Genomic DNA, 23,905 nt, shown 5'->3' with positions numbered 1-23,905 from the left:
TGCGTAACTCTTTGAATCTCAAGGAGTTTTCCGTTTCGACTGCGCCGGAAGTGGGGCGAATTATAGACCTCTGGAATTCGCCGTCAACCCCCAATTTCAACTTTATTCAGATTTCAGCGTAATACGTGCAAAAGCTTTCTTGCCGGCCTGGCAAACGTGAGTCGTGCCCAGTACATATATAAAGGAGCGATCAACCACCTCACCATCGACACGCACCCCGCCAGCCGCCAACAGATCTCGCGCCGCCGCTGAGTTCTTCACCAAGCCTGCCTTATTAAGGACGGCAGCGATTGGCATATCCTCAACCGAAGACAGCTCGATCTCAGGCAAGTCATCTGGAAGTTCGCCATCCTTCATGCGGTTGCCAGCGCCTCGGTGAGCGTTCGCCGCAGCCTCTTCACCATGGAAACGCGCAACGATCTCTTCAGCGAGTTTGATTTTGATGTCACGCGGATTCGCCCCAGCTTCGACGTCAGCCCGGAATGCGTTGATTTCATCCATCGAACGGAAGCTGAGCAACTCGAAGTAACGCCACATCAGCGCATCCGGGATGGAGACCAGCTTGCTGTACATGACGCCCGGCGCTTCCTGGATACCGACATAGTTGCCCAGCGACTTGGACATCTTCTTCACACCATCCAGACCTTCCAGCAATGGCATGGTCAGAATGCACTGGGCTTCCTGGCCATAACCACGCTGCAGCTCACGCCCCATCAGCAAGTTGAATTTCTGATCGGTACCGCCCAGCTCGACATCGGCGCGCAGCGCGACCGAGTCATAACCCTGAACCAGCGGATAGAGGAACTCGTGAATAGCGATCGGCTGGTTGGTGGTATAGCGCTTGTCGAAGTCATCGCGCTCGAGCATGCGAGCGACGGTGTATTGCGAAGTCAGGCGAATGAAATCCGCCGGCCTCATCTTGTCCATCCAGGTGGAGTTGAAGGCAACTTCGGTTTTCGCCGGATCAAGGATTTTGAAAACCTGAGTCTTGTAGGTCTCGGCATTTTCCAGAACCTGCTCACGCGTCAGTGGCGGACGCGTGGCGCTCTTGCCACTCGGATCACCGATCATCCCGGTGAAGTCACCTATAAGGAAGATCACCTGGTGCCCCAGCTCCTGGAACTGACGCAGCTTATTAATAAGCACGGTATGACCAAGATGCAGATCCGGAGCGGTAGGGTCGAAACCAGCCTTGATACGCAGCGGCTGGCCGCGCTTGAGCTTTTCGACCAGCTCGGACTCGACCAACAGTTCTTCCGCACCACGTTTAATCAGCGCTAGCTGCTCTTCAACCGACTTCATAACAGACCCGCAAGGCTCAGATTCAAAGGGAACCAACCATACAAGAACGCGCACCAATTACAAGTTTTGCCCGGCGCACGGACACCAATCCACAGACCCGAGGTCTGTAGACTTGCTTCAGCGATGATTTGGTTATATTTTATACAGTTATTTCATCTTCATCATGTCATTCATCTTTTCCAATTCATCTATTTCAAAGTCAAAAATTACCTATGACCACAGAACCGTCTAAAGCGCCCCCGCTTTACCCGAAGACCCACCTGCTCGCCGCAAGTGGAATCGCCGCCCTTCTCAGCCTGGCGCTGCTGGTATTTCCTTCCAGCGATGTTGAAGCCAAAAAGACGACTCTGAGTCTTGAACTGGAAAGTCCTGCTGAACAACTGACACAAGATCAAGACGCTGCTGATGCGGCTCAAGCCACAAACGAGCCCGCAGCTTCGCCGTTCGCACAAATCGAAAACAGCGACGAAAACACCGCGCAAACCGCTGAAACCGCGCCAGCACCTGTAGCGCCTGCTGAGAAACCAAAAGAGCCTGGGCACCGTGAGGTCGTGGTTTCCAAAGGCGATACGCTGTCTACCCTGTTTGAAAAAGTCGGCCTACCGGCAGCCTCCGTGCACGAAATACTGGCAAGCGACAAGCAAGCCAAGCAGTTCAGCCAACTCAAGCGCGGTCAGAAACTCGAATTCGAACTCAGCCCGGAAGGCCACCTGACCAGCCTGCACAGCAAGGTCAGCGACGTTGAAACCATCACCCTGACCAAGAATGACAGGGGTTATTCGTTCAACCGCGTGACTGCCAAGCCAACTGTTCGCACTGCCTACGTCCACGGTGTCATCAACAGCTCACTGTCACAGTCCGCAGCCCGCGCCGGCCTTTCTCACAGCATGACCATGGATATGGCCAGCGTCTTTGGCTACGACATCGATTTCGCGCAGGACATTCGTCAGGGTGATGAATTCGATGTGATCTACGAGCAGAAAGTCATCAACGGCAAGGCTGTCGGCACCGGCCCGATCCTGTCGGCGCGCTTCACCAACCGCGGGAAGACTTACACCGCTGTTCGCTACACCAACAAACAAGGCAACAGCAGCTATTACACTGCCGATGGCAACAGCATGCGCAAGGCCTTCATCCGTACGCCGGTTGACTTCGCCCGCATCAGCTCGAAGTTCTCCATGGGCCGCAAGCACCCGATCCTCAACAAGATCCGCGCGCACAAAGGTGTCGACTACGCAGCGCCGCGAGGCACGCCGATCAAGGCTGCCGGTGACGGCAAAGTCCTGCTGGCCGGCCGTCGCGGTGGCTACGGCAACACTGTGATCATTCAGCACGGCAACACTTACCGTACGCTCTACGGCCATATGCAGGGCTTTGCCAAAGGCGTGAAAACCGGTGGCAGCGTCAAGCAAGGTCAAGTCATTGGCTATATCGGTACAACTGGCCTTTCCACCGGCCCGCATTTGCACTATGAGTTCCAGGTCAACGGCGTTCACGTCGATCCGCTGGGCCAGAAGCTGCCAATGGCCGATCCGATCGCCAAGTCCGAACGCGCGCGCTTCCTCGCGCAGAGCCAGCCACTGATGGCGCGCATGGATCAAGAGAAGGCCACCATGCTGGCTTCGAGCAAGCGCTAAGCCATGACCCTGTATATCGGTGTGATGTCCGGAACCAGTCTCGACGGGCTGGACATCGCCCTGATCGAGCAGACCTCGGCGATCAAACTGATCGCCACCCACTACCTGCCAATGCCTGACTCCCTGCGCGCCGAGCTGCTTGGCTTGTGCGCCAGCGGCCCCGACGAGATCGCCCGCTCGGCGATTGCCCAGCAACACTGGGTCGAACTTGCCGCGTTGGGCATTCACAGCCTACTCGCGCAACAACAACTCAAGCCCGATGCCATCCGTGCCATCGGTAGCCACGGTCAGACCATTCGCCATGAGCCGGCGCGCGGGTTTACCGTGCAGATCGGTAATCCAGCCCTGCTGACTGAGTTGACCGGTATTACCGTCGTCAGCGATTTCCGCAGTCGCGATGTCGCAGCGGGTGGCCAAGGTGCGCCTCTGGTGCCAGCCTTTCACGAAGCGTTGTTTGAAGAGCGTACTGGTAACCAGGCAGTCTTGAATGTCGGCGGATTCAGCAATCTCAGCCTGATTGAGCCGAACAAACCTGTAGCCGGTTTCGACTGCGGCCCGGGAAATGTTCTGATGGACGCCTGGATTCACCGGCAACGTGGCGAAAGCTATGACCGGGACGGCAAATGGGCTGCGACCGGCAAGGTTGAACCAGCCCTGCTCACGGCACTGCTGAGCGACCCGTTCTTCGTCACCAAAGGCCCGAAAAGTACCGGCCGCGAAGTCTTCAATCTGCCATGGCTGGAACAGCATCTATCGCGTCTGCCGACTTTCGCAGCCGAAGACGTTCAGGCCACGCTGCTCGAACTGACGGCGCTGACCATCATCGAGTCGCTACAAAGCGCTCAATCGGACACTCAGGAACTGCTGGTTTGTGGCGGCGGCGCGCACAACGCCACGCTGATGAGACGTCTGGCGGATCTGCTGCCAAATACCCAAGTCGCCAGCACCGCAACTCACGGCGTTGACCCTGACTGGGTGGAAGCCATGGCCTTCGCCTGGCTTGCGCACTGCTGCCTCGAAGGCATCGCCGCCAATCGACCAAGCGTCACCGGCGCTCGCGGCCTGCGCGTACTCGGCGCCATCTACCCGGCCTAAACTTCAGATACAAAAACGCCGCAGAACCGAAAGGCTCTGCGGCGTTTTGTTGTGTGCGGTGAAGCGCGATCAGATCGAAAACGACGAACCGCAACCACAAGTCGTTGTAGCATTCGGGTTCTTGATCACGAAGCGCGAACCTTCCAGACCTTCCTGATAATCCACCTCGGCACCGGCCAGGTACTGGAAGCTCATCGGATCGACCACCAGGCTCACGCCTTCGCGCTCGACGATGGTGTCGTCATCGGCCACGTCCTCATCGAAGGTGAAACCGTATTGAAACCCTGAACAACCGCCGCCCGTAACAAATACGCGCAGCTTCAAGCGATCATTCCCCTCTTCATCGACCAGGCTCTTCACCTTGTGCGCAGCACCTTGAGTGAATTGCAAAGCCGTGGGGGTGAAGGATTCGACGCTCATGCTGACTATCTCCCGGCGTTACGCCGCCATAATGCGTGATGACGCGCATTATCCGCTTCTCCTAGAAAATTGGTCAACTATTAGAGGAGCAGCGGCAAGCTTCAAGCGGTGAGCTTCAAGCTTGCGGCTTATAGGTTGCGGCTAACGTTACGGCAGCATGCCGGCGTGTGACAGGCCGAAGCGCTCGTCCAGTCCGAACAGAATGTTCATGTTCTGCACCGCCTGGCCCGAGGCGCCCTTGACCAGATTGTCGATCACCGAGAGCACGACCACCAGATCGCCATCCTGTGGACGATGCACGGCGATGCGGCAGACGTTGGCGCCGCGCACGCTACGGGTTTCCGGGTGGCTGCCGGCTGGCATGACATCGACGAACGGTTCGTTGGCATAGCGCTTTTCGAACAGTGCCTGCAGATCAACCGAGCGATCCGCTACTGTCGCGTAGAGCGTGGAGTGAATACCGCGAATCATCGGCGTCAGGTGCGGGACGAAGGTCAGGTCGACATCCTTGCCCGCCGCGCGACGCAGGCCCTGGCGAATTTCCGGCAGATGACGATGACCTTTTACCGCATAGGCCTTCATGCTTTCCGACGTCTCGGAGTACAAAGAACCAACAGCCGCACCACGCCCGGCACCACTGACACCGGATTTGCAGTCGGCGATCAAACGCGATGCGTCGGCCAGACCTGCTTCCAGCAACGGCAGGAAACCCAATTGCGTAGCGGTCGGATAGCAACCCGGCACCGCGATCAGGCGCGCTTTCTTGATCTGCTCGCGATTGACTTCCGGCAGACCATAGACCGCTTCGTCCAGCAATTGCGGTGCGCCGTGTGGCTGGCCGTACCACTTGGCCCATTCATCAGCATCTTGCAGACGGAAGTCAGCGGACAGGTCGATGACCTTGGTGCCCGCCGCCAGCAGCTCGCCTGCCAAGGCGTGAGCCACGCCGTGTGGCGTGGCGAAGAAAACCACATCGCAGGCGCCAAGGGTTTTCACGTCCGGCACGCTGAACGCCAGCCCGTCATAGTGACCGCGCAGGTTCGGGTACATGTCAGCCACGGCCAGACCGGCCTCGGATCGGGAAGTGATGACGACCACTTCTGCCTGCGGATGCTGTGCCAACAGACGCAGCAGTTCGACACCGGTGTAACCCGTGCCGCCGACGATACCGACCTTGACCATAAACCTGCCCTCAACGAACCCACTGGAAAGCCGTCGATAATAGGGGCCGCGCGCGCCTGCGACAACCGCCAAGGTGACGCGCGGACGCTCAAGCCTCTACTATCTGGCTACCGTGAATGAGGGAATAACCAAAAATGCTCTATCTATGGCTCAAAGCGTTTCACATTGTCAGCGTCGTCTGCTGGTTTGCCGGGCTGTTTTACTTGCCGCGCCTGTTCGTTTACCACGCGCAAAGCACCGACACGATCAGCCAGGAACGCTTCAGCGTCATGGAGCGCAAGCTGTATCGCGGCATCATGGGCCCGGCGATGATCGCCACGCTGATCTTCGGTGGCTGGCTGATCTACCTTAATCCATCAATCTTCAGCCAAGGCGGCTGGATTCACGCAAAACTGACTCTGGTCGTATTGCTGATCGGCTACCACCACATGTGCGGCGCGCAGGTAAAACGCTTTGCCCGTGGCGAAAACACCCGCAGCCATGTCTTTTATCGCTGGTTCAATGAAGTGCCGGTTCTGATATTGCTGGCTATCGTAATTCTGGTCGTGGTCAAGCCGTTCTAACTTCAACCAATACAGATCCTCGGGGTGTTCTCAATGTCGCTGCCCGCTCTGCTCGAACAACGTCTGCGTCTGCCCGTCGTGGCGGCGCCGATGTTTCTGATCTCCAATCCGGAACTGGTGCTCGCCTGCTGCCGCAACGGCGTGGTCGGCAGCTTTCCGGCTCTGAACCAACGCGAAAGCAGTGGGTTCAAGGCCTGGCTGGAACAGATCGAAGCGGGCCTGGCGACGCTGGATAATCCGGCCCCTTATGCGGTGAACCTGATTGTTCACCACAGCAACCCGCGCCTTCAGGCGGATCTGGACATTTGCGTCGAGCATAAGGTGCCGATCGTTATCACCAGCCTCGGCGCGGTGAAGGAACTGGTCGACGCGGTGCACAGCTACGGCGGTCTGGTGTTTCACGACGTGACCACGCGGCGCCATGCCGAGAAAGCCGCTGAAGCCGGTGTCGACGGGCTGATTGCCGTCGCGGCCGGCGCCGGCGGGCACGCCGGCACCTGGAGTCCGTTTGCGCTGATTGCCGAGATCCGTGAGTTTTTCGACAAGACGCTGTTGCTTGCAGGATGTTTGAACCACGGCCATGAGATTCTCGCCGCACAGTTGCTCGGCGCGGATTTGGCCTACTTCGGTACGCGATTTATCGGCACCACCGAAAGTCACGCGCCTGACGCTTATAAAGAAATGCTGCTGACAGCCAAGGCTGCCGACATCATTCATACTCCAGCGGTGTCGGGAGTGCCGGCCAGTTTCATGCGCCAGAGCCTGGAGGCGGCCGGTTTCGACATGGCGGCACTGCAAGGCAAGGGCGAGGTCAATTTCGGCGACAAGCTAAAGCCGATCAACGATGAAGCCAAAGCCTGGAAGACCGTGTGGTCGGCGGGTCAGGGTGTTGGCCAGATTGGCGATCTGCCAAGCGTGGATCAGTTGATCGCGCGGCTCGACGCTGAATATCGTCAGGCCCAAGCGCGCGCTGCACAGTTGCCACAACGCTGGCCGCGCTGAAAAACATATCTGGCCAGTCCTGATCAGACTGGCTGCCAAATGAATCGCGACAAGGATGCCTCGGCCATGAGCGACACCCGTTACAAGATCGTCTTCGACGGCGCGCTACAGCCCGGCGTCGACCTCACCACCGCCAAACTGAATCTGGCGGATCTGTTCAAAAGCGATGTGGCCGCCATCGAGCGCCTGTTCAATGGCCGCACCGTCGCTCTCAAACGTGATTTGTCTCACAGCGATGCGCAGACGTATCTGCAGGCGTTGAACAAAACCGGGATCGATGCTCGGATCGAAGCGGAAACCGCCATCGAACTGAATCTCGCGGACGTCCACGACAACCCTGCAACAGTGGCCGAACCCGACTCGCCTTACGCCCCACCGCGCGCCAATGTCGGTGAAGCTCTGCCGCCATTCGCCACGCTCAAGCCATTCAGCGTCGAAGGCCGGATCGGTCGCCTGCGTTTTCTGGCCTGGACCATGGTCTTGAGCCTGGTGACCTTGCCCATCGTCGGTGTGTTTGCCTTGATTGCCTTAGGCCTGGTCAGCGGCGATTCAACCACCGGCCTGATCCTCGGCGGCATTCTGGCGGTCTTCCTGTTCATTGGCTTCATGATCGTCAGCATTCTGTTCAGCGTTCAGCGCCTGCACGATATCGGCTGGTCGGGCTGGCTGTGGCTGTTGAATCTGGTGCCGTTCGTGGGCAGTTTTTTCCCGCTGGTGATGATGGTTGTGCCCGGCAATACCGGCGCCAACCGCTATGGGCCGCCACCGCCACCGAACAGCACGGCGGTCAAAGTGCTGTGCTCGTTGTGGATCGTATTCTTCGCACTGATTTTTGCCGGAGGCCTTCTTGGCGGCTTCTCGGCTGTGCAGGAAGAATATGAAAGCAATCTGGAGAGCAGCTATGACAGCGGCTCGGTGACCACCGACGAAGTTGAGGTCGTCGAACCGCCAGTGATTTCCGCCGACGAGGCAGCCGAACCGGCGCAGGCCCCTGTAGACTCTGCGCAAGAATGAACAGCGCTCCCTGCCGCGACAACCGCGTCGCCGGCGCGGAGCTGTTGCGATGGAGAACTGCATGACCCGTTACGCTCTGATCACTGGCGCTTCCAGCGGCATCGGCCTGGCCATGGCCGAAGCGCTGGCCCGGCGCGGCCGCAGCCTGATTCTGGTGGCACGACAGCGTGATCAGCTGGAAAGTATCGCCATCGAGCTGACCCAGCGTTTCGATGTCGAAGTATTGTTTCGTGCCTGCGATCTCGGCGAACCGTTGCGCCTGTCGGGCTTTTTGCTGGAGCTGGAAGAAGGCGACCGGCAGATCGATCTGCTGGTCAATTGCGCAGGCATCGGCACCTGCGGGCCATTCCTCGCGCAAGACTGGATGACCGAGCAGGACCTCATCGAGGTCAATATCCTCGCCCTCACACGCCTCTGCCATGCGCTGGGTAACAGCATGGCACTGCTGGGTGGCGGGCAGATCCTCAATGTCGCCTCGGTGGCTGCGTACAGCCCCGGCCCATGGATGAGCACGTACTACGCCAGCAAAGCCTATGTGCTGCATTTTTCCGAAGCCTTGCGCGTGGAGCTCAAACAAAGCGGCGTGAAAGTTTCGGTGCTGTGCCCCGGCCCGACGCGGACACCGTTCTTCCGTACCGCACACATGAGTAGCGAAAAGATCGAAAGCAGCCACTCGCTGATGAGTCCGGAAGAAGTGGCACTGCATGCCGTACGCGCAATGGATAAAAACCGCGCCATCATCATTCCGGGACGGCGCAACCGCTGGCTGGCGTTCCTGCCGCGACTGGGTTCGCGCTGGCTCAATCGCACCATCGTCGGCATGATCAACAAAGCTTACTGCCCCCGCTAGGAAGACGACTTCGAAGCGGTACACTCGATTCAGCCCAACTCAACGGAGAAACAGCAGTGGATACTCTGTTCACCAAGATCATCAACCGGGAAATCCCGGCCAGGATCATTTACGAGGACGACCAGGTTCTGGCCTTCCACGACATCGCCCCACAGGCTCCGGTGCACTTTCTGGTGATCCCGAAAAAACCGGTGCGCACGCTCAACGACCTGACCGAAGACGACAAGGCGCTGGCCGGGCACATCCTGTTCACCGCGCAGCGTCTGGCGCTGGAACTGGGTTGCGAAGAGGGCTTCCGCGTGGTGATGAACTGCAATGAACTTGGCGGGCAGACTGTCTATCACATCCATATGCACGTGCTGGGGCAGCGCCAGATGAACTGGCCGCCGGGCTGATTGGCGACAACCAACTGTGGGAGCGAGCCTGCTCGCTCCCACAAAGAGCAAAATCAGCGGCCAATGACCCAGCGCAAACCCTCGACGGCCGATTCGGTTAAACTGGCCGCCGAGATTCTTCCCGGAGGTCAGCATGACTACCCAACGTCACTACTCGCCCATAGACCGTCTGCTGCTGCAAGCCGATGCCGCGATGCGCACCCTGTTGCCCTTCAGTGGCCAGCCGTACCGCCCGTCGCCAGCGATTCTGCAGCCGGATACGCAAATGAGCGATGAAGACACCCGCCATGTCGCCGGTCTGATGCGCATCAACCATACCGGCGAAGTCTGCGCCCAAGCGCTGTATCAGGGACAGGCGCTGACCGCCAAGTTGCCGCAGGTACGCGCAGCCATGGAGCACGCGGCTGAAGAAGAGATCGATCATCTGGTCTGGTGTGAACAGCGCATCCATCAGTTGGGCAGCCACACCAGCGTGCTGAATCCACTGTTTTACGGCATGTCGTTCGGTATCGGCGCGGTTGCCGGGCTGATCAGCGACAAGGTCAGCCTTGGTTTCGTAGCGGCGACCGAGCATCAGGTCTGCAAGCACTTGAGCGAACATCTGGAGCAATTGCCGGCCGAGGACGAAAAGTCCCGGGCAATTCTTGAGCAGATGCGCATCGATGAAGAACACCATGCGGAAAGTGCGTTGGATGCGGGCGGATTTCGTTTTCCGGCGCCGGTCAAGTTCGGGATGAGCTTGTTGGCCAAGGTGATGACCAAGAGTACGTATCGGATCTGAGATATGTATCGCCCGACATTGCCCTATCGCTGGCAAGCCAGCTCCCACAGGGGTTTTGTGTGAGGCATGAAAAAGGCGACCAGGAGGTCGCCTTTTTTGTGTCCGGGAATCTTAGGTCGGCATGTTGCGCGCGTAGAAGATTTCCAGCATTTCGTGTTTCACACGGTCGGTCACCTGAGCACGCTGCTCGGGCGAGAGGTTGCTGGTGGCGTCGCCGAACAGGTAGTTATCCAGTTCGAAGTTCTTCAGCAGCATTTTGGTGTGGAACAGGTTTTCCTGGTACACGTTCACGTCGGTCATCTGGTACGCGTCGCGAGTGTCTTCGGAAAGGTAGTTCTGGATCGAGTTGATCTCGTGGTCGATGAAGTGTTTGTTGCCTTCAACGTCACGGGTGAAGCCGCGCACACGGTAATCCACGGTCACGATGTCCGAATCGAACTGGTGAATGAGGAAGTTGAGCGCTTTGAGCGGTGAAATGACACCACAAGTCGACACGTCGATATCCACACGGAAGGTCGCAATACCGTCGTCCGGATGGATTTCCGGATAGGTGTGCACCGTGATGTGGCTCTTGTCGAGGTGGGCCAGAATGATTTCGGGCAACGGGCCCGGCGATTCTTCGATCTGGCTGTCAGTCGGGGTCACCGGCTCTTCCGAAATCAGAATCGTGACGCTGGCGCCCTGGGGTTCATAGTCCTGACTGGCGATGTTCAGGATGTTGGCACCAATGATCTCGACAACTTCTGTGAGAATCTGCGTCAGGCGTTTCGCGTTGTACTCTTGATTGATGTACTCAACGTAAGCCTGCTGGTCTTGCGGGGTCTCCGCGTAGCAGATGTCATAGATGTTGAAGCTCAAGGTCTTTGTCAGGTTATTGAACCCGTGGAGCTTGAGTTTGCTTTTCACCGTTAAAAACTCTCTATGTATGCGGCGCGGCCGCGTGATCAAGCATGCCCGTCAAGTGCGAACAACGCACCTGCGTAGGACGGTTAACACCTCTTCGCGATGGCGATTTTGGTTATCTGTTCAGGCGGATGACCTGTCGGCTGACCGATCACTGCCCTGAAAAAAGTGGCGCATTATGCAGACGTCAGCGGGGGATCGCCAGAGTCTGCACTGCTTTTATGATAGTTGAATGTCGGTTCAGCCGAGTTCAACGATTTCATAATCGTGGGTGATTGCCACGCCAGCCGCGCCGAGCATGATCGACGCCGAGCAATATTTCTCGGCCGACAGTTCGATGGCGCGCTTGACCTGAGCTTCTTTCAAGCCCCGGCCCTTGACCACGAAGTGCATGTGGATCTTGGTAAACACCTTCGGATCTTCAGTCGCACGCTCGGCGTCGAGAAAGGCTTCGCAGCTTTCAACGGCCTGGCGCGACTTCTTCAGGATGCTGACCACGTCGAAGTTGCTGCAACCGCCGACACCCAGCAAGAGCATTTCCATCGGGCGAACCCCGAGGTTACGGCCACCGGCATCTGGCGGGCCGTCCATCACCACGACATGACCGCTGCCGGATTCGCCGAGGAACATGGCTTCGCCAGCCCATTGGATGCGTGCCTTCATCGCCCAGACTCCACTGTAAAAAAAGGGTCGCCAGCTTAGCACAGCGCTTTGTCCCGACAGGAACGACGTCCTAGGACGGATGCTTTTTGACTGTAGGTAATTTCTCGAATTCTCGACGAAGTGTCTGGTAAGCTGGCGCCAATTCGCTGGCGCCAATTCGTCAGCCCTGTAGCGACCGCCTTCAGCGCCTCATAAAAACTCAAACATCACCGTGCAGTCTTTTCGGGATACAACCATGGTTGCTATTACCCCCACACCCAAAATCAAGAACATCGACAAGCTGTTGATGCATTGCCAGCGCCGGCGTCATGCGGCCAAGAGCAATATAATCTGCGCCGGGGATCGCTCGGACACGCTGTACTTCATCATCAAGGGTTCGGTCACCATCCTCATCGAAGATGACGATGGCCGCGAGATGATCATCGCCTACCTCAACGCCGGGGATTTCTTCGGCGAACTGGGTCTGTTCGAGCAGGCAGGTCAGGAGCAGGAACGCAGCGCCTGGGTGCGGGCCAAGGTCGAATGCGAAACTGCGGAAATCAGTTACGCCAAGTTCCGCGAGTTATCGCAGCAGGATCCAGACATTCTTTACGCCCTCAGCGGACAAATCGCACAACGCCTGCGCAACACCACGCGCAAAGTCGGCGACCTGGCATTTTTTGACGTCACCGGCCGCGTCGCCCGCTGCCTGCTGGAGCTGTGCAAACAGCCGGACGCCATGACCCACCCGGACGGCATGCAGATCAAAGTCACCCGTCAGGAAATCGGTCGGATTGTCGGTTGTTCGCGAGAAATGGTCGGCCGCGTGCTCAAGGATCTGGAAGAACGCAATCTGGTCGACGTGAAGGGCAAGACCATGGTGGTCTTCGGCACGCGCTAGACGTAAATCTGCGCCAGCATCAAACGAAACAATTCATCGAGACGCGCCAACGCCTGTGGCGCGTTGAATTTCTCATGCAGGGCGATGTGGCTTTGCGCCCTCACCCGCTGCTCCAGGCCGCAGGCTTCATTGAAGCGATTGACCGCAGCAACCATCGCTTCGCGCTCGTCATCCATCAGCATCGCACCGTGCACCAAGCCCACCGGACGCTGGCCGCCCTGGCTCTGGCGCCAGCGCTGGGCGGTGCCGACCATCTTGCGACCGTCGAGATTGACGTTGAAACGTCCATCACAGAATGCGCCGTCGATTTCCCCGACCGACGAGGTGCCACCCAATTCATCCAGCAACTGACAGATCGGATCGCACAGGCGGCGGTAGCCGGTTTCGATGCGGTTCAGATCGCCTTCGCTGCGAGGCGGGGCATACACCAAGGCAATGTTGATGGTCGCAGCGGATTGCGGGACGGGCTCACCACCGGTTTCACGCAACAGCACCGGCCAGCCAGCGGCAGCGGAGACTTCGCAGGCGTGGTCGAATTGCGGGAGACGGTTGAGGCGGCGCGGCATGACTAGCGCGCGGTCGCTGGGTTGCCAGAACAGCAGGCCAAATTCGGCGTCGCCAGAGCAGACCGAGGCCAGCAAGTCCTGTTCGGCTTGCAGGCCGGATTCGATGGTCAGCGGGGTTGGCAGCGACATGGTGAGCTCCGGCAAGTTGAGTCTCTTTAGCGGATTCGAAGGCCCCTTCGCGAGCAGGCTCGCTCCCACAGGGGGAAATGCATTCCAAATGTGGGAGCGAGCCTGCTCGCGAATCAGGTCGACTCGGTCAGTCGAGGGTAGAACCGCTCACTACTGGACCACCACGCTCCGGAAAGAACAGGCGCTGCAATTCAATCCCCGGATTTTCCGCGCGCATGAACGCTTCGCCGACCAGGAACGAGTACACATCGCTGATTTCCATCAGCTCGACGTCGGCCCGATTGAGGATGCCGCTCTCGGTGATCACCAGGCGATCGCGCGGGATGCGCGGCAGCAGGTCGAGGGTGGTTTCCAGACTGACGTCGAATGTGTGCAGGTTGCGGTTGTTGACCCCGACCAGCGGCGTGTCGAGCGTCTTCAGCGCGCGCTCCAGCTCGTCACCGTCGTGCACTTCCACCAACACGTCGAGACCGACGCCTTTGGCCACGGCGGCCAGCTCGGCCATTTTAACGTCGTCCAGTGCGGAGACGATGAGCAGCACGCAATCGGCGCCCAGCGCGCGGGCTTCAACGATCTGGTACGGATCGATCATGAAGTCCTTGCGGATCACCGGCAGCTTGCAGGCGGCGCGCGCCTGTTGCAGATAGGCATCGGCGCCCTGGAAGTAGTCGATATCGGTCAGCACCGACAGACAGGTGGCCCCACCCTTTTCGTAGCTCTTGGCGATGTCGGCCGGCACGAAGTCTTCGCGGATCACGCCTTTGCTTGGTGAAGCCTTCTTGATTTCGGCAATCACGGCCGGTTGTTTCTTCTTCGCTTGCGCCAGCAACGCCTGGGCAAAACCACGGGGTGCATCGGCCGCCTTGGCCAGACTTTCCAGCTCGCTCAGGCTGACCCGGGCGCTGCGCTCGGCGACTTCCTCAACCTTGCGCGCCAGAATGTTTTCCAGAACCGTCGGTACACTCATCCTTCATTCTCCACTTTGAATACCGCGGTAAAGGCACCCAGCTCCTCGAGCTTTTCCCGAGCGAGGCCGGTGTGCAGCGCGTCGTGCGCCAGCTCCACACCTTGTTTCAGACTGCTTGCCAGGTCGGCGGCGTACAGCGCCGCACCGGCATTGAGCACAATCATCTCGGCAGCTTTCTGGCCGTTTTCGGTTTTGCGCTTGCCGAGGGCATCGCGGATCAGCGCCAGCGACGCTTCCGGGCCTTCAACCGAAAGACCGTGCAGGCTCTGGCTCTTCATGCCGAGGTCTTCCGGTTCGACCCAATACTCAGTGATTTCGTTGTTTTTCAATTCAGCGACAAAGGTCGGCGCGGCGAGGCTGAATTCATCCAGACCGTCCTTCGAATGCACGACCAGCACGTGTTTGCTGCCCAGTCGCTGCAAGACCTCGGCCAATGGCCGGCACAGCGCCTGAGTGAACACGCCGACCACCTGATGCTTCACACCGGCCGGATTCGTAAGCGGGCCGAGCATGTTGAACAGCGTGCGCAGGCCGAGTTCGCGGCGCGGGCCGGCGGCGTACTTCATCGCTTTGTGGTGAGTCTGGGCGAACATGAAACCGATGCCGACGTTGTCGATGCAGCGCGCGACCTGCACCGGGGTCAGGTTCAGATAAATGCCGGCAGCTTCCAGCAGATCGGCACTGCCGCTCTTGCCGGACACCGCGCGGTTGCCGTGCTTGGCGACGGTGCAACCGGCGGCTGCGACAACAAAGGAAGACGCGGTCGATACGTTGAAGATATTCGCACCGTCACCGCCGGTGCCTACCACATCGACGACGCCGTCGAGGGTTTTCAGCTCGACCTGATCGGCCAGCTCGCGCATCACCGACACCGCGCCGACGATTTCGTCGATGCTCTCGCTCTTCATGCGCATGGCCATCATGAACGCGCCGATCTGCGCTTCGGTGCACTGGCCGGTCATGATCTCGCGCATCACATCGCGCATTTCATCGGTGCTGAGGTCGAGGTGTTCGACGATACGGCTGAGGGCTGTCTTGATATTCATGGGAAGTCCTTAGCGCGTGCCGCCGGTTTGTTTGAGGAAATTGGCAAACAGTTCATGACCCTGCTCGGTGAGGATCGACTCGGGGTGGAACTGTACACCCTCGATGTTCAGGGTCTTGTGACGCAAGCCCATGATCTCGTCGACCGAGCCGTCGTCGTGCTGGGTCCATGCGGTCAGCTCGAGGCAATCGGGCAGGCTTTCGTGCTTGACGATCAGCGAGTGGTAACGGGTAACGGTGAGCGGATGATTGAGGCCGGCGAACACGCCCTTGTCCTCGTGGAATACCGGGCTAGTCTTACCGTGCATGACTTGGCGGGCACGCACCACATCACCGCCGAAGGCCTGGCCGATGGACTGGTGGCCGAGGCAGACGCCGAGGATCGGCAGTTTGCCGGCGAAGTGCTTGATCGCGTCGATGGAAACGCCCGCCTCGGTAGGCGTGCACGGCCCGGGGGAAACCACGATGCGCTCGGGATTCAGCGCTTCGATTTCGGCGATGGTCAGTTCGTCGTTGCGCACCACTTTGACCTCGGCACCCAGCTCGCCGAGGTATTGCACAACGTTGTAGGTAAAGGAGTCGTAGTTGTCGATCATCAGCAACATGGCGTTTCGAACCTCTTGAATTCTGACTTGATGACAGCCTTCAGATGACTTGCCCGCGGGTGGCTGCGCGATGTCGGACGCGCACAGGGCGCCAGCACAGCGGCATTTCAAACAGACAAGGAAGGCAAAGCGATACAGATCCGGCGGAGCCGGCAGAGAAGATTCAGGCGCGCCAACGCCAGCGGGCGTGTGCCTTGATGACTTGATCCAGAAGTTTGCTGGTGATCAACACGGGGAAGGTCTCGTTCATACGTTCCGGCACAGTAACTTAGCTGGGCGGAGCACGCAATATGGCGGGGCCTGCGGGTTATAAAACGGCAGAGGGATTCACGACCGATGGCAAAACGCCGAACGTTTTTGGTACTGTCGTTTCGTTCACCTACAACAATAAATAAACGGACTTGCTCATGATCAGACAGACGTTGTTTGTACCGCTGGCCAGCTGCTTGCTCGCACTCGCTTGCGCTCAGGCCAATGCAGCGCCCAATCCTTATTCCAGTTTCATTGTGTTCGGCGACAGCCTCAACGATGCCGGCACCTTCGCCGACACCGGCGGCCCGGCGGGCTCCACCGAGCGTTACACCAACCGCACCGGGCCGGTGTATCAGGATGGCAGCGGCGAAGTTTTTTCATTGAATTCCACCCAGTTGCTCGGCGGCCGCCTGGGCTTTTCGCCCGACCAGACAGCCTCTTCCAGCTCCGCAGTGCGCGCGGAAAACGGCCAGCCTGACGGCAACAACTGGGCGGTCGGTGGCTATCGCACCGACCAGATTCTCGACTCGATCACCACCCAATCGGCCACCGGTGAACGCACCCGCGCCGGATACCTGCCGTCGAACGGCTTCCGCGCCGACCCGAACGCACTGTATTACATTTCCGGTGGCGGCAACGACTTCCTCCAGGGCCGCATTCTCAGCCTGCCCCAGGCCAACGCCGCAGCCGATCGACTGGCCGACAGCGTGCAGACCCTGCAGACCGCTGGCGCCAAATACGTGATGGTCTGGCTGCTGCCCGACGTGGGCCTGACACCTGCTCTGAACGGCACGCCGCTGCAAGCGTTCAGCAGCACCCTCGCCAACCAGTTCAACAGTCAGTTGGTGACGCGCCTGCAAGGCATCGACGCCGAAGTGATTCCTTTGAACATTCCGGTGCTGCTCTCGGAAGTCTTCGCCGACCCGGGGCGCTTTGGCCTGGCTACCGACCAGAACCTCACCGCCACCTGCTTCAGTGGCAATAACTGCACGGAAAACGCCCGCTACGGGATCAACAGCGCCACGCCGGATCCGACCAAACTGATCTACAACGATGGCGTACACCCGACCGAATCCGGGCAAAAACTGATCGCCGATTACGCCTATTCGCTGTTGGCTGCACCGTGGGAATTGAGCCTGCTACCTGAAATGGCCCACGGCACCGTGCGTGCGCATCAGGATGAATTGCGCAACCAATGGCAGGCAGACTGGGAGAACTGGCAAGCGGTCGGCCAATGGCGCGCGATTGTCTCGACCGGCGGACAGCATCTGGATGTCGACAGCCAAAGCAGCGGCGCCAGTGCCGATGGCAGCGGTTACAACCTCAACGTCGGCGGCAGCTATCGCTTGAACGAGGCTTGGCGCGTGGGCGTGGCGGCCGGTTTGTACCGACAGAATCTCGAGGCTGGGCACAATGATTCCGACTACAAACTCAACAGCTACATGGCCACCGCGTTCGCCCAGTTCCAGCAGAACCGCTGGTGGGCCGACGCGGCGCTGACCGGCGGCAAACTCGACTACGACAACCTCAAGCGCAAGTTCGACCTCGGCGCCAGCGAGGGTGCGGAGAAAGGCGATACCGACGGCAGCCTGTGGGCGTTCAGCACGCGCCTGGGCTATGACATTGCGCAACCGGGCAGCCAATGGCATCTGTCGCCGTTTGTCAGCGCCGATTACGCCAGTGTCGATGTCGACGGTTACTCGGAAAAGAGCAACCGCGCCACCGCGCTGACCTTCGATGACCAGAGCCGCGATTCGAAACGCTTGGGCCTCGGCATCCAGGGCAAGTACAACTTCACCGCGCAAACCCAGGTGTATGGCGAATACGCTCACGAGCGTGAGTACGAAGATGACGTGCAGAAGGTCAACATCGCCCTCAATACCCTGCCGGCCAATGACTTCACCCTTGAAGGCTACACACCGGCAAGTCACCTGAACCGCTTGAGCCTGGGTGTCAGTCACAAGCTGACGGCGGATCTGGCGCTGCGTGGGGGGTATACGTTCCGCAAGGATGATGACTTCAAGCAGCAGGGCCTGAATGTCGGGGTTGTGCTGGATTTCTGAGTCGTAGATGCAAAAAAGCGGCGCCTGTCAGGGCGCCGCTTTTTTTTATGCCTCAACACAAAACCCAATGTGGGAGCGAGCCTGCTCGCGAAGGCGCTGGGTCAGTCAACATCAACGGTGACTGACACACCCTCTTCGCGAGCAGGCTCGCTCCCACATGGGAAATTGCGTGTCTCAGGCGTCCGGGGTCTGCTCGGCCAACGCCACGGCGCGGAACATCGCGCGGCGTTTGTTCAGGGTTTCTTCCCATTCCAGCGCCGGCACCGAGTCGGCGACGATGCCGCCGCCGGCCTGCACGTGCAGCTCGCCGTTCTTGATCACCGCCGTGCGAATGGCAATGGCGGTGTCCATGTTGCCGTTCCAGGCGAAGTAACCGACCGCACCGCCGTACACGCCACGCTTGACCGGCTCCAGCTCGTCGATGATTTCCATCGCGCGAATCTTCGGCGCGCCGGACAAAGTACCCGCCGGCAGAATTGCCCGCAGTGCGTCCATCGCGGTCAGGCCGGACTTCAACTGGCCGGTGACGTTGGAGACGATGTGCATAACATTGGAATAACGCTCGATGACCATTTTCTCGGTGAGCTTCACCGAGCCGATTTCCGAGACTCGCCCGGTATCGTTGCGGCCCAGATCGATCAGCATCAAGTGCTCGGCGATCTCCTTGTCATCCGAGAGCAGGTCCTGTTCCAGCGCCACATCGGCTTCTTCCGTGGCGCCGCGTGGGCGCGTGCCGGCGATCGGGCGCACGGTGATCAGGTTGTCTTCGACGCGCACCAGCACTTCCGGCGAGCTGCCGACGACGTGGAAATCGCCGAAGTTGAAGAAGTACATATACGGCGTCGGGTTGAAGCAACGCAGCGCGCGGTACAGATCGATCGGCGCAGCCTTGAAGTCGATCGACATGCGCTGCGACGGCACCACCTGCATGCAGTCGCCGGCGAGGATATATTCCTTGATGGTGTCGACGGCTTTTTCGTAATCGTCCTGGGTGAAACTGGAACGAAACACCGGATCGGCCGATTGCTGTTTGCTGAAATCCAGGCCACGACGCGGGGTGATCGGCTGACGCAGTTGCTCGAGCAGTTCCTGCAACCGCGCCTGGCCTTGCTCGAAAGCATCGGTCTGCGCAGGGTTGGCGAGGACGATCGCATGCATCTTGCCGGCCAGGTTGTCGAACACCACAACGGCGTCGGAAACCATCAGCAGAATGTCCGGCACGCCCAGCGGATCCGGGTTCGGGCATTTGCCCAGACGCTTCTCGACATAGCGCACACAGTCGTAACCGAAGTAACCGACCAGTCCACCGTTGAAGCGCGGCAGGCCGGCGATGGTCGGCACGTTGTAGCGCGCCTTGAAGGTTTCGACGAACGCCAGCGGGTCTTCAACCTCGTGGCTTTCGGTCTCGACGCCATCCACGGTGATGCTGACGTGATGGTCATGAACCCGCAGCACGGTGCGGCACGGCAGGCCGATGATCGAATAACGGCCCCATTTCTCGCCGCCCTGCACCGATTCGAGCAGGTAGGAGTTGGGCTGGTCGGCCAGTTTCAGGTAGATCGACAGCGGCGTGTCGAAGTCGGCCAGGGTTTCGCAGGCCAACGGGATGCGGTTATAGCCATCAGCGGCCAGACGCAGGAATTCTTCGCGATTCATAAGGTGCCTCGTGGTGTGAGGTGCAATCAGTCAGGTATGCAAACGCGCCGGCAGGGCCGGCCAGAATCAGTCAGGCGCGCCAACGCCAACGGGCCAGGGCCTTGATGACTTTCATCCAGAGTTTGCGGGTGACCACCACGATGGCGTTTCCAGAAGGGGGTTGAACAGCGTCGGGCAACGTTATCCCACCGGCCAGATCCAGGCAACCGGGAATTAGTTTGCGCAAATCGTCGATCACCAGAGCCGGCGATTCCTCGGCAATCGGCCGGCCATGGTTGTAGCCGTAACTCAGCGCCACACACTTGACCCCCGCTGCTTTCGCGGCCTGCACATCACTGCGCGAGTCGCCGACGAACAACGATTGCGAGGCCGGAATGTTGGCCATTTTCATTACGAAAAACAGCGCCGCCGGGTCAGGCTTCTTCTGGGGCAGGGTATCGCCGCCGATGATCCACTTGAAGTAGCGCCCGATCTTCATCTGATCGAGCAGAGGCGCGACGAAGCGCTCCGGCTTGTTGGTGATCAACGCCATGGCCACGCCTTGCTTGTGCAGCCACTTGAGCGTGTCGCGCACACCGGGATAGACCACAGTCAGTTCATGGCTGGCGCCGTACGCCTCCATGAAAATCTCCAGTGCGCGCTCGGCTTCAGCGTCGTCCACTGCCGCGTGATCGATGCCACCCGCCAAGGCCCGACGCACCAGCACCGGCGCGCCATTGCCGACCCATTCGCGCACCGCTTCGATACCCGCCGGCGGACGGCCGAGGGAGAGCAGCATGGTGTCCACCGCCGCTGCCAGGTCGGGAACCGAATCGATCAGCGTGCCATCCAGATCGAACATCACCAACCGTGGCAGTTGCCCCGGGAACAACTGCTCAAAACCGCTCATGGGCGTGCCAGTGCCAGTTCGGAACGCATCTTGTCGATGACTTCCTGATAGTTCGGCGCGTTGAAAATGGCCGAGCCGGCGACGAAGGTGTCAGCACCAGCAGCGGCAATTTCGCGGATGTTGTTGACGTTGACGCCGCCGTCGATTTCCAGGCGGATGTCGCGACCGGAAGCGTCGATGATCGCCCGCGCTTCACGCAATTTGTCGAGGGTGCCGGGAATGAACTTCTGCCCGCCGAAGCCCGGGTTGACGCTCATCAGCAGAACCATGTCGACCTTGTCGATCACGTACTTGAGCACGTCCAGCGGAGTCGCCGGATTGAACACCAGACCGGACTTGCAGCCGCCTTCTCGGATCAGCTGCAGCGAGCGATCGACGTGCAAAGTGGCTTCCGGGTGGAAGGTGATGTATGTCGCGCCGGCTTCAATGAAGTCGCCGACGATGCGGTCCACCGGGCTGACCATCAGGTGCGCGTCGATCGGCGCGGTGACGCCGTACTTGCGCAGCGCCGCGCAGACCATCGGACCGATCGTCAGGTTCGGTACGTAGTGGTTGTCCATGACATCGAAGTGGACGAAATCGGCGCCGGCGGCGAGAACGTTGTCCACTTCCTCGCCGAGGCGGGCGAAGTCGGCGGAGAGGATCGACGGAGCAATTACGAAGGGCTGCATGACGCACCTGTGCTGAGCTAAATCACGATGGCGCGCATTGTATACCTCAAGTTTCCACGCGCGCACCGGGACCGCGATGATTGGGTTGTGCCATGAGCCTTCAGCGATCGCGCCTCAGTAAGCCGCGCGGTAGATCTTCTCGATATCGCCGGCGCTGAGTTTGCGCGGGTTGTTGCGCATCAAGCGCTCGATGCCGGCGGCCTCCACCGCCATCGCCGGAATAGCTTCCTCAGGTACGCCGAAACTGCGCAGCCCGGCAGGGATTTCCACCGCCGCGCACAGGTCAGTCATGGCCTGCACGGCTTTGTCCGCAGCTTCGCTGGCGCTCAGATGAGCGGTCTTCACGCCCATGGCTTCGGCAATATCCTGCATGCGTTCGACGCAGGCCATTTTGTTCCAGGTCATCACATAGGGCAGCAGCAAGGCGTTGCTGACGCCGTGGGCAATGTTGAAGCGCCCGCCCAGCGGATACGCCAACGCATGCACCGCACCGACCCCGGCGTTACCGAACGCCATACCGGCCATGAGGCTGGCGGTGGCCATGTCTTCGCGCGCTTGCAGATTGGCGCCGTTGGCGTAGGCCTTGGGCAGAGCGCTGGCGATCAACTTGATTGCGCCTATGGCGAGGGAGTCGGTGATCGGCGAGGCATTCACCGACAGGTAGGATTCGATGGCGTGCACCAGTGCATCGACACCACTGGCGGCGGTGACGCTGCGCGGACAGGTCAGGGTCATTTGCGGACTGACCAGCGCCACGTCCGGCAGCAGATAGTCGCTGACGATGCCTTTCTTCAACTGCGCGACCTTGTCCGAGAGGATTGCCACGTTGGTGACTTCAGAACCAGTGCCGGCGGTGGTCGGAATGGCGATCAGCGGCGGGCCCTTGCGCGGCACCTGATCGACGCCGAACAGATCTTCCAGTGCGCCGTGATATCCGGCGTAGGCGGCGACACTTTTGGCAATATCGATGGCGCTGCCGCCCCCGAGGCCGATCAAACCGTCATGCCCGCCTTCGCGATAGGCGCGCATGCAGTCTTCGACGATGGCGATTTCCGGATCGGGCAGCACACGGTCGAAAATCTCGTACTCGCGCCCGCCGAGTTGCACCAGCGCCAGCTCGACGGTGCCGGATTTGACCAGCGCGGCGTCGGTGACGATCAACGGGTTGTCGATGTCGAGGCGGGTGAGTTCGGCGGCCAGTTGTTCGATGGCTGCGGCGCCGGTGATCAGTTTGTGAGCGATTTTGAACTGGGACAGACTCATGGTGCGCAGCCTCTTATAGATGTGGGAGCTGGGCACAAGATTAGCTGGGGATTTGGGGTTGTCTGCTATTCAGGGTGTGAATGGTTGATCGGATAGGAAGATCAAGAGCCCCTCACCCTAACCCTCTCCCGGAGGGAGAGGGGACTGACCGGGTTGTACTCTCGAAATACATCGACCTGAATTACCGAGTCGAACTTCGGCCGCGAAAGCCACGAAGATCTGCTCCCTTCCCCCTCGCCCCCTCGGGGAGAGGGCTGGGGTGAGGGGGTAAGCTTTTGATCTTGATTTTAGATCTGGGCAGTACGCAGCTTCTCGCTGCGCCCCCGCAACCATTCCAGCGTCAGCAGCAGGATGACGGAGAAGGCAATCAGCAACGTCGCCGCAGCCGCAATCGTCGGACTGAGGTTTTCGCGAATGCCGCTGAACATCTGCCGAGGCAATGTAGCCTGCTCAGGCCCGGCAAGGAACAGCGTCACCACCACTTCATCGAAAGAAGTGGCAAAGGCAAACAGCGCCCCGGAAATCACTCCCGGCGCAATCAGCGGCAAGGTGACCCGGCGGAATGCAGTCAGCGGCGATGCACCGAGACTCGCAGCAGCACGCACCAGGTTGTGATTAAAACCCTGCAATGTCGCCGACACGGTGATGATCACAAACGGCACACCCAATACCGCATGCACGACGATCAGCGAGAAGAAGCTGTTGCCCAGCCCCAGCGGCGCGAAGAACAGATAACTCGCCACGCCGATGATCACCACCGGCACCACCATCGGCGAAATCACCAGCGCCATCACCAGTGACTTGCCAGGGAAGTCGCCACGGGTCAGTCCGATCGCCGCCAGCGTGCCGAAGATCATCGCCAGCACCGTTGCCGCCGGGGCGACGATGATGCTGTTCTTCAGCGCGCGCATCCATTCCGCCGAGGCGAAGAAGTCGTGGTACCACTGCAGCGAGAAACCCTGCAGTGGATAGACCAGGAAACTCCCCGAGTTGAACGACAGCGGAATGATCACCAGTACCGGCAGGATCAGGAACAACAGGATCAAGCCGCAGAGGATCCGCAGGCTGTAGAACCACACCCGTTCGATGGGCGACATGTAAGGACTCAGCATC

At 59.6% G+C, this 23,905-nt stretch carries 24 protein-coding genes; 10 read left to right on the top strand and 14 right to left on the bottom strand.

Annotated features, from left to right (window positions below):
* Positions 1-102 precede the first annotated feature (102 nt).
* Entirely contained in the window at positions 103-1,302 is a 1,200-nt protein-coding gene (gene tyrS / locus AAEZ10_RS22150) for a tyrosine--tRNA ligase (protein WP_350571015.1), read from the bottom strand.
* A 212-nt stretch (positions 1,303-1,514) separates the two neighbouring features.
* On the opposite strand from tyrS, the gene AAEZ10_RS22145 reads away from it, so the two are divergent.
* Positions 1,515-2,939: a peptidoglycan DD-metalloendopeptidase family protein gene (locus AAEZ10_RS22145; protein ID WP_350571013.1), complete on the top strand. Its 1,425-nt coding sequence runs from the start codon at positions 1,515-1,517 to the stop codon at positions 2,937-2,939.
* A 3-nt stretch (positions 2,940-2,942) separates the two neighbouring features.
* Positions 2,943-4,034 (top strand): anhydro-N-acetylmuramic acid kinase, encoded by a 1,092-nt coding sequence (locus AAEZ10_RS22140; RefSeq protein ID WP_350571009.1) that lies wholly within the window; start codon positions 2,943-2,945, stop codon positions 4,032-4,034.
* 69 nt (positions 4,035-4,103) lie between these two features.
* Here the strand turns inward: AAEZ10_RS22140 and erpA are convergent, their stop codons facing one another.
* On the bottom strand, positions 4,104-4,454 hold the full coding sequence (gene erpA / locus AAEZ10_RS22135; RefSeq protein WP_007918905.1) for an iron-sulfur cluster insertion protein ErpA: 351 nt from the start codon (positions 4,452-4,454) through the stop codon (positions 4,104-4,106).
* Between the two features lie 147 nt (positions 4,455-4,601).
* A complete protein-coding gene (gene argC, locus AAEZ10_RS22130) occupies positions 4,602-5,636 on the bottom strand; it encodes an N-acetyl-gamma-glutamyl-phosphate reductase (RefSeq protein WP_350571007.1) in 1,035 nt (344 codons plus the stop codon).
* Between the two features lie 134 nt (positions 5,637-5,770).
* On the opposite strand from argC, the gene hemJ reads away from it, so the two are divergent.
* The 6 genes from hemJ (at position 5,771) to coq7 (ending at position 10,241) form a co-directional block, all read left to right on the top strand.
* The gene (hemJ, locus tag AAEZ10_RS22125; protein ID WP_071173754.1) at positions 5,771-6,199 is read left to right on the top strand and encodes a protoporphyrinogen oxidase HemJ; all 429 of its coding nucleotides are present in this window, start codon (positions 5,771-5,773) and stop codon (positions 6,197-6,199) included.
* A gap of 33 nt (positions 6,200-6,232) precedes the next feature.
* A complete protein-coding gene (locus tag AAEZ10_RS22120) occupies positions 6,233-7,201 on the top strand; it encodes an NAD(P)H-dependent flavin oxidoreductase (RefSeq protein ID WP_073476596.1) in 969 nt (322 codons plus the stop codon).
* Positions 7,202-7,267: 66 nt separating this feature from the next.
* A complete protein-coding gene (locus AAEZ10_RS22115) occupies positions 7,268-8,215 on the top strand; it encodes a DUF805 domain-containing protein (protein ID WP_339100973.1) in 948 nt (315 codons plus the stop codon).
* Between the two features lie 61 nt (positions 8,216-8,276).
* Positions 8,277-9,065: an SDR family NAD(P)-dependent oxidoreductase gene (locus AAEZ10_RS22110; protein WP_110646335.1), complete on the top strand. Its 789-nt coding sequence runs from the start codon at positions 8,277-8,279 to the stop codon at positions 9,063-9,065.
* 56 nt (positions 9,066-9,121) lie between these two features.
* Entirely contained in the window at positions 9,122-9,460 is a 339-nt protein-coding gene (locus AAEZ10_RS22105; protein ID WP_110603586.1) for a histidine triad nucleotide-binding protein, read from the top strand.
* A 133-nt stretch (positions 9,461-9,593) separates the two neighbouring features.
* Entirely contained in the window at positions 9,594-10,241 is a 648-nt protein-coding gene (gene coq7, locus AAEZ10_RS22100; RefSeq protein ID WP_350571003.1) for a 2-polyprenyl-3-methyl-6-methoxy-1,4-benzoquinone monooxygenase, read from the top strand.
* Between the two features lie 111 nt (positions 10,242-10,352).
* Here coq7 and speD read toward each other — a convergent pair whose 3' ends face one another.
* On the bottom strand, positions 10,353-11,147 hold the full coding sequence (speD, locus tag AAEZ10_RS22095; protein ID WP_024014530.1) for an adenosylmethionine decarboxylase: 795 nt from the start codon (positions 11,145-11,147) through the stop codon (positions 10,353-10,355).
* 237 nt (positions 11,148-11,384) lie between these two features.
* Positions 11,385-11,807, bottom strand: a complete 423-nt coding sequence (locus tag AAEZ10_RS22090) for an OsmC family protein (protein WP_016772921.1) — start codon at positions 11,805-11,807, stop codon at positions 11,385-11,387.
* A gap of 235 nt (positions 11,808-12,042) precedes the next feature.
* Between AAEZ10_RS22090 and crp the strand changes: the two genes are divergently transcribed.
* Positions 12,043-12,687, top strand: coding sequence for a cAMP-activated global transcriptional regulator CRP (gene crp / locus AAEZ10_RS22085; RefSeq protein WP_016772920.1), 645 nt, complete (start codon positions 12,043-12,045; stop codon positions 12,685-12,687).
* On the opposite strand, the gene AAEZ10_RS22080 is transcribed toward crp, so the two are convergent.
* From AAEZ10_RS22080 to AAEZ10_RS22065, 4 genes are all read right to left on the bottom strand, one after another.
* On the bottom strand, positions 12,684-13,382 hold the full coding sequence (locus AAEZ10_RS22080; RefSeq protein WP_350571000.1) for a lipoate--protein ligase family protein: 699 nt from the start codon (positions 13,380-13,382) through the stop codon (positions 12,684-12,686). The genes crp and AAEZ10_RS22080 overlap by 4 nt on opposite strands.
* Before the next feature lie 127 nt (positions 13,383-13,509).
* Entirely contained in the window at positions 13,510-14,349 is an 840-nt protein-coding gene (trpC, locus tag AAEZ10_RS22075; RefSeq protein ID WP_073476588.1) for an indole-3-glycerol phosphate synthase TrpC, read from the bottom strand.
* The gene (gene trpD / locus AAEZ10_RS22070) at positions 14,346-15,395 is read right to left on the bottom strand and encodes an anthranilate phosphoribosyltransferase (protein ID WP_041476682.1); all 1,050 of its coding nucleotides are present in this window, start codon (positions 15,393-15,395) and stop codon (positions 14,346-14,348) included. The genes trpC and trpD overlap by 4 nt, the downstream gene beginning before the upstream one ends.
* Positions 15,396-15,404: 9 nt before the next feature.
* Entirely contained in the window at positions 15,405-15,998 is a 594-nt protein-coding gene (locus AAEZ10_RS22065; RefSeq protein ID WP_042610431.1) for an aminodeoxychorismate/anthranilate synthase component II, read from the bottom strand.
* Between the two features lie 407 nt (positions 15,999-16,405).
* Here AAEZ10_RS22065 and estP point away from each other — a divergent pair, with 407 nt between their 5' ends.
* Complete coding sequence (estP, locus tag AAEZ10_RS22060; RefSeq protein ID WP_350570997.1) at positions 16,406-18,313, top strand: esterase EstP; 1,908 nt, start codon at positions 16,406-16,408, stop codon at positions 18,311-18,313.
* A gap of 174 nt (positions 18,314-18,487) precedes the next feature.
* Here the strand turns inward: estP and trpE are convergent, their stop codons facing one another.
* From trpE to AAEZ10_RS22035, 5 genes are all read right to left on the bottom strand, one after another.
* Positions 18,488-19,969 (bottom strand): anthranilate synthase component I, encoded by a 1,482-nt coding sequence (gene trpE, locus AAEZ10_RS22055; protein ID WP_110646330.1) that lies wholly within the window; start codon positions 19,967-19,969, stop codon positions 18,488-18,490.
* Between the two features lie 70 nt (positions 19,970-20,039).
* Positions 20,040-20,858, bottom strand: a complete 819-nt coding sequence (locus tag AAEZ10_RS22050; protein WP_110646329.1) for a phosphoglycolate phosphatase — start codon at positions 20,856-20,858, stop codon at positions 20,040-20,042.
* The gene (gene rpe / locus AAEZ10_RS22045) at positions 20,855-21,529 is read right to left on the bottom strand and encodes a ribulose-phosphate 3-epimerase (protein ID WP_007918813.1); all 675 of its coding nucleotides are present in this window, start codon (positions 21,527-21,529) and stop codon (positions 20,855-20,857) included. The genes AAEZ10_RS22050 and rpe overlap by 4 nt, the downstream gene beginning before the upstream one ends.
* A gap of 114 nt (positions 21,530-21,643) precedes the next feature.
* Complete coding sequence (locus AAEZ10_RS22040) at positions 21,644-22,792, bottom strand: iron-containing alcohol dehydrogenase (protein ID WP_016772910.1); 1,149 nt, start codon at positions 22,790-22,792, stop codon at positions 21,644-21,646.
* A 287-nt stretch (positions 22,793-23,079) separates the two neighbouring features.
* Positions 23,080-23,904, bottom strand: coding sequence for an ABC transporter permease (locus tag AAEZ10_RS22035; RefSeq protein WP_122748123.1), 825 nt, complete (start codon positions 23,902-23,904; stop codon positions 23,080-23,082).
* Position 23,905 lies beyond the last annotated feature (1 nt).

Origin of the sequence: Pseudomonas sp. H26/SER47-MNA-CIBAN-0231 (assembly GCF_040310465.1) — a bacterium.
In the GTDB taxonomy this organism is placed as follows: domain Bacteria; phylum Pseudomonadota; class Gammaproteobacteria; order Pseudomonadales; family Pseudomonadaceae; genus Aquipseudomonas; species Aquipseudomonas atacamensis.
Note: the sequence above shows the minus strand (reverse complement) of the source record. Positions and strands in the feature narration are given on the sequence as shown.

What these genes read in the sequence shown, in the direction of transcription:
- tyrS (WP_350571015.1), bottom strand. Translation starts at nt 1,302, where the DNA reads ATGAAGTCGGTTGAAGAGCAGCTAGCGCTGATTAAACGTGGTGCGGAA.
- AAEZ10_RS22145 (WP_350571013.1), top strand. Translation starts at nt 1,515, where the DNA reads ATGACCACAGAACCGTCTAAAGCGCCCCCGCTTTACCCGAAGACCCAC.
- AAEZ10_RS22140 (WP_350571009.1), top strand. Translation starts at nt 2,943, where the DNA reads ATGACCCTGTATATCGGTGTGATGTCCGGAACCAGTCTCGACGGGCTG.
- erpA (WP_007918905.1), bottom strand. Translation starts at nt 4,454, where the DNA reads ATGAGCGTCGAATCCTTCACCCCCACGGCTTTGCAATTCACTCAAGGT.
- argC (WP_350571007.1), bottom strand. Translation starts at nt 5,636, where the DNA reads ATGGTCAAGGTCGGTATCGTCGGCGGCACGGGTTACACCGGTGTCGAA.
- hemJ (WP_071173754.1), top strand. Translation starts at nt 5,771, where the DNA reads ATGCTCTATCTATGGCTCAAAGCGTTTCACATTGTCAGCGTCGTCTGC.
- AAEZ10_RS22120 (WP_073476596.1), top strand. Translation starts at nt 6,233, where the DNA reads ATGTCGCTGCCCGCTCTGCTCGAACAACGTCTGCGTCTGCCCGTCGTG.
- AAEZ10_RS22115 (WP_339100973.1), top strand. Translation starts at nt 7,268, where the DNA reads ATGAGCGACACCCGTTACAAGATCGTCTTCGACGGCGCGCTACAGCCC.
- AAEZ10_RS22110 (WP_110646335.1), top strand. Translation starts at nt 8,277, where the DNA reads ATGACCCGTTACGCTCTGATCACTGGCGCTTCCAGCGGCATCGGCCTG.
- coq7 (WP_350571003.1), top strand. Translation starts at nt 9,594, where the DNA reads ATGACTACCCAACGTCACTACTCGCCCATAGACCGTCTGCTGCTGCAA.
- AAEZ10_RS22090 (WP_016772921.1), bottom strand. Translation starts at nt 11,807, where the DNA reads ATGAAGGCACGCATCCAATGGGCTGGCGAAGCCATGTTCCTCGGCGAA.
- crp (WP_016772920.1), top strand. Translation starts at nt 12,043, where the DNA reads ATGGTTGCTATTACCCCCACACCCAAAATCAAGAACATCGACAAGCTG.
- AAEZ10_RS22080 (WP_350571000.1), bottom strand. Translation starts at nt 13,382, where the DNA reads ATGTCGCTGCCAACCCCGCTGACCATCGAATCCGGCCTGCAAGCCGAA.
- trpC (WP_073476588.1), bottom strand. Translation starts at nt 14,349, where the DNA reads ATGAGTGTACCGACGGTTCTGGAAAACATTCTGGCGCGCAAGGTTGAG.
- trpD (WP_041476682.1), bottom strand. Translation starts at nt 15,395, where the DNA reads ATGAATATCAAGACAGCCCTCAGCCGTATCGTCGAACACCTCGACCTC.
- AAEZ10_RS22065 (WP_042610431.1), bottom strand. Translation starts at nt 15,998, where the DNA reads ATGTTGCTGATGATCGACAACTACGACTCCTTTACCTACAACGTTGTG.
- estP (WP_350570997.1), top strand. Translation starts at nt 16,406, where the DNA reads ATGATCAGACAGACGTTGTTTGTACCGCTGGCCAGCTGCTTGCTCGCA.
- trpE (WP_110646330.1), bottom strand. Translation starts at nt 19,969, where the DNA reads ATGAATCGCGAAGAATTCCTGCGTCTGGCCGCTGATGGCTATAACCGC.
- AAEZ10_RS22050 (WP_110646329.1), bottom strand. Translation starts at nt 20,858, where the DNA reads ATGAGCGGTTTTGAGCAGTTGTTCCCGGGGCAACTGCCACGGTTGGTG.
- rpe (WP_007918813.1), bottom strand. Translation starts at nt 21,529, where the DNA reads ATGCAGCCCTTCGTAATTGCTCCGTCGATCCTCTCCGCCGACTTCGCC.
- AAEZ10_RS22040 (WP_016772910.1), bottom strand. Translation starts at nt 22,792, where the DNA reads ATGAGTCTGTCCCAGTTCAAAATCGCTCACAAACTGATCACCGGCGCC.
- AAEZ10_RS22035 (WP_122748123.1), bottom strand. Translation starts at nt 23,904, where the DNA reads ATGCTGAGTCCTTACATGTCGCCCATCGAACGGGTGTGGTTCTACAGC.